Genomic DNA, 15,080 nt, shown 5'->3' on the forward strand with positions numbered 1-15,080 from the left:
ATTCGGTTCATGGTGGACACGATGCGGGAGATCGAGCGCAAGTACGAGGCGAACGGGACCACCAAGGACGGCGGACTGCCGGACCTGACCGGCGTCGACGCGGTCGCGGGTATGACGGACCGCGGTGTGGTCACGCTGGACGCCACCTACTACGACACCCCCGGCCGCAGACTGGCGGCCGACGGTGTCACCCTGCGCCGCCGCACCGGCGGCGGCGACGAGGGCTGGCACCTCAAACTGCCCGTGGGCGAGGACACCCGGGACGAGGTCCGCGCCCCGCTCTCGGACACCCTGCCCGGTACGCTCGCCGCGCTGGTCCGCTCCCGGGTCCGTGCCACCGAGCTGGTACCCCTGGTCCACCTGCTGTCCGAACGGGACGTCAAGCACCTGGTGGACGCCGACGGCGCGCTGCTCGCCGAGATCTCCGCCGACCGTGTCACGGCCCGGCGGCTGGCGCCGGAGACCGGTGAGCCGGTCCGCTGGACCGAGTACGAGGTGGAGCTGGCCGAGGGCGGGGACCCGGCGCTGCTGGACGCGCTGGAGCCGCGGCTGACCGCGGCGGGGCTGCGCCGCTCGGCGGCGCCCTCCAAGCTGGCGCGGGCGCTGGCCGAGACCGATCCGGCGCGGTCCGCGCAGGGGCCCGCCCTGAAGAAGTCCGCCCTGAAGAAGTCCGCGAAGAAATCGGCGAAGAAGTCGGCGAAGAAGGCGGCCGGGGACACCGCGGGCGATGTCGTCCTCGCCTACGTACGCCGCCAGATCACCGCCATCGTGGCCCTCGACCCCGCCGTACGCCTGGACACCCCCGACTCCGTCCACCGCATGCGCGTCGCCACCCGCAGGCTGCGCTCCGTCTTCCGCTCCTACCGGAAGGTGCTGGACCGCGCCGTCACCGACCCCATCGGCGCCGAGCTGAAGTGGCTCGCCGCCGAACTGGGCGTCGACCGCGACCGCGAGGTGCTCACCGCGCGGCTGGCGGAACGGCTCGCGGAGGTCCCGGTCGAGCTGCGGCTCGGCCCGGTCGCCGCCCGGCTGCGGATCTGGTCCGGGGCGCGCCGCCAGGGCTCGCGCGGCCGGCTGCTGGAGGTCCTGGACGGTGAGCGCCACCTCGCGCTCCTCGACCGGCTCGACGGGCTGCTCGCCGACCCGCCGCTGCGCCCGGCCGCCGCCCGCCCCGCCGCGGAGGTGATCCTCGAAGCGGTGCTGCGCGACTACGGGCGGCTCGCCGAACGCGTCGAGGCGGCCCTGCACGCCCCCGCGGGCCATGAGCGCGACCTCACCCTCCACGAGGCGCGCAAGGCCGCCAAACGGGCCCGCTACGCCGCCGAGGCGGCCCGTCCCGCCCTGGGCAAGCCCGCCAAGCGGTTCAAGAAGCTGATGACCGGGGTGCAGGAGCTGCTCGGCGACCACCAGGACGGTGTGGTGGCCCGGGAGGCGCTGCGCGAGCTGGGCGTCCAGTCCCACGCGGCGGGGGAGAGCGCCTTCACCTACGGGCTGCTGTACGGCCGCGAGGAGGCCCTGGCCGCAGCCCGCGAGCGTGAGCTGCCGGAGCTGTGGGCCGAGGTCTCCCGCCCCGCGCACCGGGCGGCGCTGCGGCGCTGACCGGCCCGGGGGCGGCTCCGCCGCGGTGTGGCGAGAGGGTGCCCGCGGGACCGGTACGCTTGAGGGTCACCCCTGTCAGCTCACGAAGGTATCTCCCACACGATGTCTGTCGAGTCGGTCTTCCCACAGCTCGAGGCCCTGCTCCCGCACGTGCAGAAGCCGATCCAGTACGTAGGCGGGGAGCTCAACTCCACGGTCAAGCCGTGGGACGACTGTGACGTCCGCTGGGCGCTCATGTACCCCGACGCCTACGAGGTCGGTCTGCCCAACCAGGGCGTCATGATCCTCTACGAGGTCCTCAACGAGCGCGAGGGCGTGCTCGCCGAGCGCACCTACAGCGTCTGGCCGGACCTCGAGGAGCTGATGCGCAAGCACGAGGTGCCGCAGTTCACCGTGGACGCGCACCGCCCGGTCGCGGCCTTCGATCTGTTCGGCGTCTCGTTCTCCACCGAGCTGGGCTACACCAACCTGCTCACCGCGCTCGACCTGGCCGGGATCCCGCTGGACGCCGCCGACCGCACCGAGGACCACCCCATCGTGGTCACGGGCGGTCACGCCGCGTTCAACCCCGAGCCGATCGCGGACTTCATCGACTGCGCGGTGATCGGCGACGGTGAGCAGGCCGTGCTGGAGATGACCGAGATCACCCGGGCGTGGAAGGCCGAGGGCCGCCCCGGTGGCCGCGAGGAGCTGCTCTTCCGGCTCGCCCGCACCGGCGGGGTCTACGTACCGCGGTTCTACGACGTGGAGTACCTGGCCGACGGCCGGATCTCCCGGGTGGTGCCCAACCGTTCGGGCGTGCCGTGGCGGGTCTCCAAGCACACCGTGATGGACCTCGACGAGTGGCCGTACCCCAAGCAGCCCCTGGTGCCGCTGGCCGAGACGGTCCACGAGCGGATGTCGGTGGAGATCTTCCGCGGGTGCACCCGCGGCTGCCGCTTCTGCCAGGCGGGCATGATCACCCGCCCGGTGCGCGAGCGCTCCATCACCGGTATCGGCGAGATGGTCGAGAAGGGGCTGAAGAACACCGGCTTCGAGGAGGTCGGCCTGCTGTCGCTGTCCTCCGCCGACCACACCGAGATCGGCGATGTCGCCAAGGGGCTGGCGGACCGGTACGAAGAGGACAAGATCGGTCTGTCCCTGCCCTCGACCCGGGTGGACGCGTTCAACATCGACCTGGCCAATGAGCTGACCCGCAACGGGCGCCGGTCGGGCCTGACCTTCGCCCCCGAGGGCGGTTCGGAGCGCATCCGCAAGGTCATCAACAAGATGGTCTCCGAAGAGGACCTCATCCGGACCGTCTCCACCGCGTACGGCAACGGCTGGCGCCAGGTGAAGCTGTACTTCATGTGCGGTCTGCCCACCGAGACCGACGACGATGTCCTCCAGATCGCCGACATGGCGACGAAGGTCATCGCCAAGGGCCGTGAGGTGTCCGGCAAGAACGACATCCGCTGCACCGTCTCGATCGGCGGTTTCGTCCCCAAGCCGCACACCCCGTTCCAGTGGGCGCCGCAGCTCAGCGCCGAGGAGACGGACGCGCGGCTGGAGAAGCTGCGCGACCGGATCCGCGGCGACAAGAAGTACGGCCGCTCCATCGGCTTCCGCTACCACGACGGCAAGCCGGGCATCGTCGAGGGCCTGCTCTCCCGCGGCGACCGCCGGGTGGGCGCCGTGATCCGTGCCGTCTACGAGGACGGCGGCCGTTTCGACGGCTGGCGCGAACACTTCTCCTACGACCGCTGGATGGCGTGCGCCGAGCGGACCCTGCCCGACTTCGGGCTGGACGTCGCCTGGTACACCACCCGCGAGCGCTCCTACGAGGAGGTCCTGCCCTGGGACCACCTGGACTCCGGGCTCGACAAGGACTGGCTCTGGGAGGACTGGCAGGACTCGCTCGACGAGACCGAGGTCGAGGACTGCCGCTGGACCCCCTGCTTCGACTGCGGCGTCTGCCCGCAGATGCAGACCGAGATCCAGATCGGCCCCACGGGCCGCAAGCTGCTGCCGCTGTCGGTCGTGAAGTAGCCGAACCGTCGACGGACAGCCCACAAAGTAGGCTGGAAGGTGCCGGGCCGAGCTGGTCCGGCACGGAAAAGCCAGGAACACAAGGAGACACTCCCCTGGGCAAGCGACAGCCCGAAGGCCCGCCGCCCGCACCGGCGGTGCAGCGCATCCGTTTGCGCTACACCAAGCGCGGCCGCCTCCGGTTCACCAGCCACCGCGACTTCCAGCGCGCCTTCGAGCGGGCGCTGCGCCGCGCCGAGGTGCCCATGGCGTACTCGGCGGGTTTCACCCCGCACCCCAAGGTGTCGTACGCCAATGCCGCACCCACCGGCACCGGCAGTGAGGCCGAGTACCTGGAGATCCAGCTCACCGAGGCGCGTGACCCCGACACGCTGCGCGCCCTCCTCAACGAGTCGCTGCCCCCCGGCCTGGACGTCATCGACGCCGTCGAGGCCAGGACTTCCGGTCTGGCGGACCGGCTGGAGGCGTCCGTATGGGAGATCCGGCTGGACCGGGTCGCCCCCGCGGACGCCGAACGGGCCGTCACCGCCTTCCTCGCGGCCGACACGGTCGAGGTGGAGCGCCGCACCAAAAACGGGTTGCGGACCTTCGACGCGCGTGCCGCCGTGGTCCGGCTGGAAGCGACCGGCGCCCCGGCCGATAGGCCGGTGGACGGTGGCTGTGCGATACTGCGGCTGGTGGTACGGCATCTGACACCTGCCGTACGACCCGACGACGTCCTGTCCGGTCTCCGCGCTACGGCCGACCTGGCGCCGCCGGTCCCCGCAGCGGTGACCAGGCTGGCGCAGGGGCTGCTCGATGAGGAGTCCGGCACGGTGACCGACCCGCTCGCGCCCGATCGCGAGGCAGTCACGGCCGCCCCACCCACGGCCGCCGAGCTGACCGCCGCGATGGCGCCGGAAGGTTCCGCGTAAGGACCGCCGTCGATGCGCCGCCGATGCACTTGGGAGCCACCCGGGTCCGGCTGGCGCACTGACCAGGAGACTTTCGCCGGTCCCGGCCATGTCCGGTCCCGGCGAGCGAGACGACAGCTCCCGTGCGGCGCCCACGCCCCGGACGGCGGCACCCGCGCACCGCGCGGCTGCGGCCGGAAGCAGGCGCGGCGCCCGGGAGCGTGACGGGAGAACCGCCCGCATGCTCGAGCCGATTGAGCCGATCGAACCTGTCCAGCCTGTGCAGCCCCTGGGACAGAGCGCGCCCCGCGTCGGCGCCGCTCCCGGGGACGTCCAGGACAGCACCCCCAGCGACACCCTGCCGCCACGCCGCCGCCGCGCGGCGTCCCGGCCCGCCGGACCTCCGGCGGGCGTGGTGGGCGACGCCGAGACCGTCACCCCCGCCGTGCCGGCCATACCGGCCGAGGAGATCGCCGCGGTGACCGCCTCCGAGCCGGCCGCCGCCGCGTCCGACGCCCCGCCGCCCGCGCGTTCCCGCCGCCGTGCCACCCGTAAGGCCACGGCCCCGGCCGGAGCGCCCGAGGCCGCCGAAACGGTCGTTCCCGCCGACGCCGGACGGGGTGACGAGCCCGCCGCGGAGCCGGTGGCCGAGCCGGTCACCGAGGCCGCGCCGCCCGCCCGCAGTCGCCGCCGCGCCACCCGCAAGGCCACGGCCCCGGCCGGAGCACCGCAGAGCGCCGAGACCGCCGAGACCGTCGTGGCCGCCGATGAGCAGCCCGCCGAGGCCACGGCCGACACCCCCGCCGAGCCCGCCGCCGAGTCCGCGCCGCCCGCACGATCGCGTCGCCGTGCCACCCGTAAGGCGGCCGCTCCGGCGGGCGCTCCGCGGTCGGCCGACGAGGACGCGTCGGCTACGGCGGCCGCTGGCGGCAGTGGTGAGGAGGCCACCGCCCCAGCCGCAGTCGCAGCCGACGCCCCGGCCGAACCGGCCGAGGAGGCGCCGCGCGCCCGCAGCCGCCGTCGCGCCACCCGCAAGGTGACCGCCCCGGCCGGTGCGCCGGAGGCGGCCGAGCCGGAGACGGCCGCGGCCGCCCCGGAGCCGGAGCCCGGGGAGACGGAGGAGGCCGCCGAGGCCGAGACCGTGTCCGCCGCTCCCGCACGCACCCGTCGCCGCGCCACCCGTAAGGCCGCGGCCGCCGCCGGTGCGCCGGAAGCCGCCGGGACGCCCGCCGCGCAGGAGGGCGAGGAGACCCAGGAGACCCCCGCCGCCGAGGAGGCGCCGCGCGGCCGTACCCGCCGCCGGGCGACCCGTGCGGCCGCCGCCGAGACCGCTTCCGCCGACGCCCCCGCGGCGTCCGAGGGTGCCGGGGCGGAGCCCGAGCAGGAGCCCGCGCCGCGCCGCCGCCGGGCCGCGCGCCCGCCGACGGCCGTCTTCCAGGCGCCGGTCTTCACCGAGCCGGTGTTCCAGACCCCGGAGAGCGCCGCCGCCGAGGCCGCGGCCGCCCAGGGCGGAGAGACCGCCGAGACCGAGGCCAAGGCCGAGGAGGAGCAGCCCGCGGCCGAGGCCGCGGCGCCCACCCGCCGCCGTCGCCGCCGTCGTGGTGAGCCCGCCGAGGAGCGCGCGGAGGCCGAGGAGACCACCGCGCCCGCCGAGGCCGCCGAATCCGCCGAACCGTCCGAGGCCGAGGCCGAGGCCGAGGAGCAGCACGACGAGGGCGAGCAGGGCGACGAGGAGTCGGGTGACCGCCCGGCCCGCCGCCGTCGCCGTGGCGGCCGTCGCCGCCGCCGTGGTGAGGCCGCCGACGCCGAGGGCGGCGAGGGCCGCGCCGAGGGCGAGGAGCGCGACGAGGACGAGTCCGCCGCCGAGGCCGAGGGCGACGGGGAGTCCGGTGGCCGGTCCGACGAGGGTGCCGGAGCCGACGAGGGTGGTTCCAGCAGCCGCCGTCGCCGTCGCCGTCGCCGCCGCAGCGGGGACAGCGACGTCGAGTCGGGCGGCGACGACCCGGAGCGCACCGTCGTCAAGGTCCGCGAGCCCCGCAAGAAGGACGCCGAGTCCGGCACCAGCGCCGACGAGGTGCAGTCCATCAAGGGCTCCACCCGTCTGGAGGCCAAGAAGCAGCGTCGCCGCGAGGGGCGCGAGCAGGGCCGCCGCCGGGTGCCGATCATCACCGAGGCCGAGTTCCTGGCCCGCCGCGAGGCGGTCGAGCGGGTCATGGTGGTGCGGCAGAGCGGTGAGCGCACCCAGATCGGGGTGCTGGAGGACAACGTCCTCGTCGAGCACTTCGTCAACAAGGAGCAGTCCAGCAGCTACGTCGGCAACGTCTACCTGGGCAAGGTCCAGAACGTGCTGCCGTCGATGGAGGCCGCCTTCGTCGACATCGGCAAGGGCCGCAACGCGGTGCTGTACGCGGGCGAGGTGAACTTCGAGGCGCTGGGCATGGCCAACGGGCCGCGCCGGATCGAGACCGCCCTGAAGTCCGGGCAGTCGGTGCTGGTCCAGGTCACCAAGGACCCGATCGGTCACAAGGGCGCCCGGCTCACCAGCCAGGTCTCGCTGCCCGGCCGCTATCTGGTGTACGTGCCCGAGGGCTCGATGACCGGTATCAGCCGCAAGCTGCCCGACACCGAGCGGGCCCGGCTGAAGCAGATCCTGAAGAAGATCGTTCCCGAGGACGCGGGCGTGATCGTCCGCACCGCCGCGGAGGGCGCCAGCGAGGATGAGCTCGCCCGCGACGTCCAGCGCCTCCAGGCGCAGTGGGAGGAGATCCAGAAGAAGGCGAAGAGCGGCAACGCCCCGTCGCTGCTCTACGGTGAGCCGGACATGACCGTCCGGGTCGTCCGCGACATCTTCAACGAGGACTTCTCCAAGGTCATCGTGAGCGGTGACGAGGCCTGGGACACCATCCACGGCTATGTCTCGCACGTGGCGCCCGACCTCGCCGACCGGCTCCAGAAGTGGACCTCGGACGTCGATGTCTTCGCCACCTACCGGATCGACGAGCAGCTGATGAAGGCGCTGGACCGCAAGGTCTGGCTGCCCAGCGGCGGTTCGCTGGTGATCGACCGGACCGAGGCCATGATCGTGGTCGACGTCAACACCGGCAAGTTCACCGGCCAGGGCGGCAACCTGGAGGAGACGGTCACCAGGAACAACCTGGAGGCGGCCGAGGAGATCGTGCGCCAGCTGCGGCTGCGCGACCTCGGCGGCATCATCGTGATCGACTTCATCGACATGGTGCTGGAGTCCAACCGGGACCTGGTGCTGCGCAGGCTGCTGGAGTGCCTGGGCCGGGACCGCACCAAGCACCAGGTGGCGGAGGTCACCTCGCTGGGTCTGGTCCAGATGACCCGTAAGCGGGTCGGCCAGGGGCTGCTGGAGTCCTTCTCCGAGTCCTGTGTGCACTGCAACGGCCGCGGCGTGATCCTCCACATGGACCAGCCCACCTCGGCCGGTGGCGGTGGCGGCAAGCGCAAGAAGAAGAAGTCCGGGGGCGGCCAGCAGGCGCCCGAGCAGGACCGGGCCGCCGTCGAGCCGGAGACCGAGCCCGAGGGCGAGACGGTCGTCGAGGCGGCCGAGGAGGTCGCGGCCGAGGCCGCGGCGCCCACGGCGCTGCCGGAGCCGGTCTTCGCGGCCGACGAGGAGCTGTACAGCAGCGCCGCCGAGGCCGAGGCCGCCGCCACCCGTGGCCGTACCCGCCGCCGGGCGACCCGGAAGGCGTCCGCCCCGGCGGGTGCCCCGAAGGCCGCCGCGCAGCAGGAGGCTGTCGTGGTCGTCGGCGCGGACGAGCACAAGGAAGCGCCCCAGGCCGGGAAGCCGGAGAAGAAGGCGCGGAGGTCCGGCAAGGCGTCGGAGCAGGCCGCCGAGGCCACGGCCGAGGTGCCCGCTCCTGCCGCCCCGGAGACCCCCGAGGTCCCCGAGGCTCCCCAGGCCGCTCCCGCGCCGCGTGCGCGTCGCCGGGTGACCCGGAAGGTGTCCGCCCCGGCGGGCTCGCCGGCGGGTGCCGAGGACGCCGCCGTGGTGGTCGTGGGCGCGCCCGCGGCCGACTCGGCGCCGGAGCCCGAGCCGGTGGTCGAGGCGGCGGAGGCCGCCGAGGCCGCGCCGGCCGACGGCGAGGCCGCGGCCCCGGCCAAGAAGACGGCGCGCAAGACCGCCGCCAAGAAGGCCCCGGCGAAGAAGGCGGCCGCCAAGAAGACCGTGGCGAAGAAGACGGCCGCCAAGAAGACGACGGCCAAGAAGACCACGGTGAAGAAGACCACGGCCAAGAAGTCGGCGTCGAAGAAGACCGCGGCGGCGGAGCAGCAGTCGCCGCAGGCGGTCTCGGCCGCCGCCGACGACTGACGGCCGCCGTCCCACGGCCCCGGAGGGGCGCCTCCTCACCCGAGCAGGCGCCCCTCCGGGCTCTGGTAGCCTTGACCCTCGGCGTCTCTACGCCAACCCCTGAGCAGATCCCTCCCGCTCCGTCGGGAGAGGCCGCTCGGCCGAAGATGAATCACAAGCGGCGGTCGCCGCGGGGAATCACTCGGTTGTCATGACCCGTGGAGGGTCATGTGGAGCGGCTGGCATCAGAGGTCCCGTCTACGAACGAGAGAGTGAGAACCGCGTGTACGCGATCGTGCGCACCGGCGGCCGCCAGCAGAAGGTGGCCGTGGGCGATGTCATCGAGGTCGACCGGATGTCCGACAGCAAGGTCGGCGACAGTGTCGAGCTCTCGACTCTGCTCGTCGTCGACGGCGAGGCCGTCACCAGCGACCCCTGGGTGCTGGCCGGCGTGAAGGTCCACGCCGAGGTCGTAGACCACCACAAGGGTGCCAAGATCGACATCCTGAAGTACAAGAACAAGACCGGTTACCGCAAGCGGATCGGCCACCGCCAGCTGCACACCGCGCTGAAGATCACCGGCATCGACTCGGCTGCGAAGTAAGGGACTGAGGAGACATGGCACACAAGAAGGGCGCATCGTCCACTCGGAACGGTCGCGACTCCAATGCCCAGCGGCTCGGCGTCAAGCGCTTCGGCGGCCAGACCGTCAACGCGGGTGAGATCCTGGTCCGTCAGCGCGGCACGCACTTCCACCCGGGCTCGGGCGTCGGCCGCGGCGGCGACGACACGCTGTTCGCGCTGGCCGCCGGTGCGGTGCAGTTCGGCACCCACCGTGGCCGCAAGGTCGTGAACATCGTTCCGGTCGCTGAGTAATCAGCTCCGGCGCGACACGCACACCTTTCCGAGGGCGGACCGCTCTTTCCCGTGACGGGGAAGCGGGTCCGCCCTCGGCGCGTTGACCACCACAGAACACGTACCGAACACCTCTGGAGGCATCCGTCATGACCACCTTCGTGGACCGCGTCGAGCTGAATGTCGCCGCGGGTAACGGAGGCCACGGCTGCGCCTCCGTACACCGTGAGAAGTTCAAGCCGCTGGGCGGCCCGGACGGCGGCAACGGCGGCCGCGGCGGCGATGTGATCCTGGTCGTCGACCAGTCGGTCACCACGCTGCTCGACTACCACCACAGCCCGCACCGCAAGGCCACCAACGGCAAGCCCGGCGAGGGCGGCAACCGCTCCGGCAAGGACGGTACGGACCTGGTGCTGCCGGTGCCGGACGGCACCGTCGTGCTCGACAAGAAGGGCAACGTCCTCGCCGACCTCATCGGCCAGGGCACCACCTTCATCGCCGCCCAGGGCGGCCGCGGCGGCCTCGGCAACGCGGCCCTCGCCTCGGCCCGCCGCAAGGCCCCCGGCTTCGCGTTGCTGGGTGAGCCCGGCCAGGCCGGCGATATCGTCCTGGAGCTCAAGACCGTCGCGGACGTGGCCCTCGTCGGCTATCCCAGCGCGGGCAAGTCGTCGCTGATCTCGGTGCTCTCGGCCGCCAAGCCGAAGATCGCCGACTATCCCTTCACCACCCTGGTGCCCAACCTCGGCGTGGTCACGGCCGGTTCGACCGTGTACACCATCGCGGACGTCCCCGGGCTGATCCCCGGCGCCAGCCAGGGCAAGGGCCTGGGCCTCGAGTTTCTGCGCCACGTCGAGCGGTGCTCGGTCCTGGTGCACGTCCTGGACACCGCCGCGCTGGAGTCCGAGCGCGACCCGGTGACCGACCTCGACGTCATCGAGGCGGAGCTCGCGCAGTACGGCGGTCTGGACGACCGGCCGCGCATCGTGGTGCTCAACAAGGTCGACGTGCCCGACGGCAAGGACCTCGCCGACATCATCCGTCCGGATCTGGAGGCCCGCGGCTACCAGGTCTTCGACGTCTCGGCGGTGGCCCACCTCGGCCTCAAGGAGCTGTCGTTCGCCCTGGCGAAGATCGTCGCCGACGCGCGCGCGGCCAAGCCCCAGCAGGAGGCCACCCGGATCGTCATCCGGCCCAAGGCCGTGGACGACGCGGGCTTCACGGTCGTCGCCGAGGACGGCTCCTACCGGGTGCTGGGCGAGAAGCCCGAACGCTGGGTCCACCAGACCGACTTCAACAACGACGAGGCCGTCGGCTACCTCGCCGACCGGCTGAACCGCCTCGGTGTCGAGGAGGAGCTGATGAAGGCCGGTGCCCGCGCGGGCGACGAGGTCATCATCGGCCCCGAGGACAACGCGGTCGTCTTCGACTGGGAGCCGACCATGAGCGCGGGCGCGGAGATGCTGGGCCGCCGCGGTGAGGACCACCGCTTCGAGGCCCCGCGTCCGGCCGCGCAGCGTCGCCGGGATCGCGAGGCGGAGCGGGACGAGGCGCAGGAGGAGTTCGACTCCTTCGACCCGTTCTAGCATCGCCGCGGTCCGGGAAGGGCTGACGGATATGAGAAGGGCCCGGGAGGAAGCTCCCGGGCCCTTCTGGTGTCCTCGTGCGGATCAGACCGTCGCCGTCTCCTCGGGCTCCGGTGAGCCGGGCTCCAGCTCCATCTCCTCGGCCGCGTCACGGGCCTCGCGCTGCGAGGGGATCTCGTCCGCCAGCCGGGTGGCCATCCGGGCCCGGCGCCGGTCGGCCTCGGCGCACAGGTCCAGCGACGCCTGGTTGAAGCGCACCAGCGACGGCGGGTCGGACGGACCGAGCAGATGCACCTTCAGCTCGGCGCGGGCGGCCGCGAGGGTGTCCTGCTCCGGGTTCCGTACCGCGTCCAGCAGCTCCGCGACGCCCGAGGCGTCCGGGGTGAGGATCGCGGCGGCGCGCACGGTCGGGAAGCCCGCCCGGAACTCCTCCTCCGACATCCCGCTGGTGTTCGCCACGGCGTACGGCTTCTCGCTCGTCAGGTAGTCGGAGACCACGCTGGAGACATCGCTGATCAGCACGTCGGCCTGGTTGAAGCAGGTGAAGATCGCCGGACGCGGGCCGGTGACGACCTGGTGCTCCCAGTCCGGCAGCGAGGCCCAGTAGGCGCTCTCCCAGGCGGCGGTGGCCGCGGCGACGCCCGCCGCGCGGTTGTCCTCCGGGGCGCCCTGGATCTTCATCCGCTCGATCTCGTCCGCGCTGGGACGGAAGGAGGTGCTGGTGAGCCGGTTGAGCTCATCGGCCCGCCGGGTCAGCTCGGCGGCGGCCTCCGCGCCGGGCCGGTCACCGTCGCGGCGGGTGTTCGCCTCGGCGATCATCGCCTTGATGCGCTCGTTGGCGCTGCCCGCGCGGGGGTCGACGGAGCCGGTCATCGGGTGCGGCTTGTACAGCAGCCGGACCTTGGGGTCGGCCAGCAGCGCGCGGACGATGTTCTCGCCCGCGAGCACCACCGAGGTGTTGCCGGGGTTGCCGTCCCAGCCCTCCCAGGTCGGCGCGTAGAGCACGGTGGTGAACTCGCCCGTGGGCGCGCCCACGTGGGGGCGGATGGGCGCGAGCTGCGGACGGCCGACCTCGACCACGTCCTTGTCCTCGACGCCGATGTCGGCGAGCTGGTAGCGCTCGCGCGCGGCCGGGCCCGCGACCCACACCTCGTCGTACGCCTTGGCGTACGGGTTGCAGCTGGAGAGCTTGTCGCTCTCGCCGTGGTTGGTGAACGCGTGCTTGATCGAGGGGATGCGCAGCACCTGGGAGGTCTTGCCGGAGTTCGCCGGGTGCAGCAGCACCTTGAGCGTCGAGTGCTCCAGCCGCATCAGGTGCGCGACCTTGGGGAGGCAGACGATCGGCACATCGGTGGCGTCGATCTTCTGCACCATGAACCGCTCACGGAGCACGATGATCGGGTTGCCGTCGAGCGCGGCGAGCGTGGAGAGCCACATGTTCGCCTGGTAGGCGGAGGAGTTGCCGCCGGAGAAGTACATGCCCACGGTCGGCTGGTACTCGGCCAGCCAGTTGTCCAGCCACTCCAGGGCCTTGGCCTCGCCGGCCACGCGCTTGCGCGGCAGCAGCCAGGTGCCCAGGTGCACGGTGCCGGCGAGGGCGATCAGCAGCGCGACCGCCAGACCGGCACCACCCCACCAGCCGTTCTTCGTGGCGGCGGTGACCAGCAGACCGGCGGTGACCGGAACGGCCAGCCGCAGCAGCCGGCGGCCGTGCTGGCGCGAGAACAGCCGCGGCGGGGCGTCGCTCAGCCGCAGCGCGGACGCGTCGATGTTGCGCGTCACGAAGGGGAGCTGCCGGGAGCGGCGGACCAGTATGGCCACCGCCTGGCACGCGAAGTGCAGCACGTAGAAGGCGAGCAGCGCCACGGTGAGCGGCGCCTGCTCGTGCAGCGGGTTTATGCCCTCGATCCGCAGCAGTCCGACCATGATGAGCATGTCGCGGAACAGCTGGCGCACCGTGACGTCGAAGCGGACCTTGCCCAGCAGCGACAGCAGACCCGGCTGCTTGTGCTGGAGGAAGAGATCGAGTGCGAGACCACACGCCGAGGAGACGATGAGGAGAGGTACGTTCGGAAGCACGGCGCCGACGAGCTGTGTGGTGAAGAACACCACCATCGCGAGCAACGCCGTCAGCTGTACGACCCGGCGTGGGGCGAATCCGGCAGAGGGCACGGGGAGGGCTCCTGGCAGGAGGGCAACGGACGGATAAGGGGGACCCCTGACCGTATGCCGACGTCCGGCCCGGTAGCAATCCGCGCAGGTGCCAACCGCCCCGAACCGGGTCCAAACGATCACCGGGGAGGCGGTGCGGGGCGCGTCCGGGGGCTGGAACGCGCAGGCGGGCAAGGGCGCGCCTGCCGTAGATTGCCCCCTTGTCATGATGAGTGTGCAGGGCATGCGTTCTGTGGGGCGTACGGTGCGTGACCGCCGCGTCCGGACGTGTGACGAGGCCGGGGACGGAGCAGGGGAGCGGAGTGACTGAGCAGGACGGGTCGGCGGTACGGGACGAGGTGGCCGCCGCCCGCAGGATCGTGGTCAAGGTCGGCTCGTCCTCCCTCACCACCGCGGCGGGGGGTCTGGACGCGGACCGGGTCGACGCATTGGTCGACGTGGTCGCGAAGGTTCTGCAGGGGGCCGGGGGCGAGCCGGGGACGCCAGGGGAGGGCAAGGAGATAGTCCTCGTCTCGTCGGGCGCCATCGCGGCCGGGCTGGCCCCGCTGGGCCTGGACCGCCGCCCCCGCGACCTGGCCCGCCAGCAGGCCGCCGCCAGTGTCGGACAGGGCCTCCTGGTGGCCCGCTACACGGCGTCCTTCGCCCGTTACGGGCGGCGGGTCGGCCAGGTGCTGCTCACCACGGACGACACCAGCCGCCGCGCCCACTACCGGAACGCCACCCGCACCCTGGACCAGCTGCTGGCCATGGGCGCGCTGCCGATCGTCAACGAGAACGACACGGTGGCCACGGACGAGATCCGGTTCGGCGACAACGACCGGCTGGCGGCCCTGGTGGCCCATCTGGTGCGGGCCGATCTGCTGGTGCTGCTCTCCGATGTGGACGGCCTCTACGACGGCGATCCCCGGAGCCCCGGCACCTCCCGGATCGACGAGGTCCGGGGGCCGAAGGACCTGGACGGGGTGTCGATCGGCAGCGCGGGCCGCTCCGGGGTCGGCACCGGCGGCATGGTCACCAAGGTCGAGGCGGCCCGGATCGCGGCCGCGGCGGGCGTACCGGTGGTGCTCACCTCCGCCAGCCGGGCCGGTGACGCCCTGCTCGGCCGTCGCACCGGCACCTACTTCCACCGCACCGGCCGCCGCTCGGCCAACCGGCTGCTGTGGCTCGCGCACGCCTCCGCGCCGCGCGGCGCGCTCACCCTGGACGACGGGGCGGTACGGGCGGTGGTGGAGCGCCGCACCTCGCTGCTCCCGGCGGGCATCGCGTCGGTGGAGGGGGACTTCACCGCGGGGGACCCGGTGGAGCTGCGGGACGCCGAGGGGCGCGCGGTCGCCCGGGGGCTGGTCAACTTCGACGCCAAGGAGATCCCCCGGCTGCTCGGCCGGTCCACCCGTGAGCTGGCCCGTGAGCTCGGACCGGCCTATGAGCGGGAGGTCGTGCACCGCGACGACCTCGTGGTGCTCGACCGCTGATCCCCGCCCGTGCCCGGGCCCCGGCCCGGCGGGCGCGCGGCTGTTCTCCCGGCGCCCGCGCACCGGCTCCCCGCGCCGCGCGCGGGCGGGCGGGGGCGCGGGCGGTGGAGGGAAAGTGGGGAGGAATTCGCGACAACTCCGCGTCATTCCTTGGAGACCT

9 protein-coding genes are annotated in these 15,080 nt (G+C 72.9%); 8 read left to right on the forward strand and 1 reads right to left on the reverse strand.

The features are described 5' to 3' along the window. Window positions 1-9: 9 nt before the first annotated feature. From AC07FT_RS16340 to obgE, 7 genes are all read left to right on the forward strand, one after another. Entirely contained in the window at window positions 10-1,599 is a 1,590-nt protein-coding gene (locus tag AC07FT_RS16340; protein WP_479176767.1) for a CYTH and CHAD domain-containing protein, read from the forward strand. A gap of 102 nt (window positions 1,600-1,701) precedes the next feature. Then, entirely contained in the window at window positions 1,702-3,627 is a 1,926-nt protein-coding gene (locus AC07FT_RS16345; protein WP_479176768.1) for a TIGR03960 family B12-binding radical SAM protein, read from the forward strand. 137 nt (window positions 3,628-3,764) lie between these two features. After that, window positions 3,765-4,541, forward strand: coding sequence for a TIGR03936 family radical SAM-associated protein (locus AC07FT_RS16350; protein WP_479176769.1), 777 nt, complete (start codon window positions 3,765-3,767; stop codon window positions 4,539-4,541). A 220-nt stretch (window positions 4,542-4,761) separates the two neighbouring features. Beyond that, window positions 4,762-8,859, forward strand: a complete 4,098-nt coding sequence (locus AC07FT_RS16355) for an Rne/Rng family ribonuclease (protein ID WP_479176770.1) — start codon at window positions 4,762-4,764, stop codon at window positions 8,857-8,859. Between the two features lie 262 nt (window positions 8,860-9,121). Beyond that, window positions 9,122-9,442: a 50S ribosomal protein L21 gene (rplU, locus tag AC07FT_RS16360; RefSeq protein ID WP_431771017.1), complete on the forward strand. Its 321-nt coding sequence runs from the start codon at window positions 9,122-9,124 to the stop codon at window positions 9,440-9,442. A gap of 14 nt (window positions 9,443-9,456) precedes the next feature. Continuing rightward, a complete protein-coding gene (rpmA, locus tag AC07FT_RS16365; protein WP_471205433.1) occupies window positions 9,457-9,714 on the forward strand; it encodes a 50S ribosomal protein L27 in 258 nt (85 codons plus the stop codon). Window positions 9,715-9,842: 128 nt separating this feature from the next. Beyond that, a complete protein-coding gene (obgE, locus tag AC07FT_RS16370; protein WP_479176771.1) occupies window positions 9,843-11,276 on the forward strand; it encodes a GTPase ObgE in 1,434 nt (477 codons plus the stop codon). Window positions 11,277-11,360: 84 nt separating this feature from the next. Here the strand turns inward: obgE and AC07FT_RS16375 are convergent, their stop codons facing one another. Continuing rightward, window positions 11,361-13,448 (reverse strand): hypothetical protein, encoded by a 2,088-nt coding sequence (locus AC07FT_RS16375; protein WP_471205430.1) that lies wholly within the window; start codon window positions 13,446-13,448, stop codon window positions 11,361-11,363. A 302-nt stretch (window positions 13,449-13,750) separates the two neighbouring features. On the opposite strand from AC07FT_RS16375, the gene proB reads away from it, so the two are divergent. Beyond that, window positions 13,751-14,920 carry a glutamate 5-kinase gene (gene proB, locus AC07FT_RS16380; protein ID WP_479176772.1) on the forward strand — a complete coding sequence of 390 codons (1,170 nt, stop codon included), beginning with the start codon at window positions 13,751-13,753 and terminating at the stop codon, window positions 14,918-14,920. Window positions 14,921-15,080 lie beyond the last annotated feature (160 nt).

Source organism: Streptomyces sp. NPDC045899, from assembly GCF_056431485.1.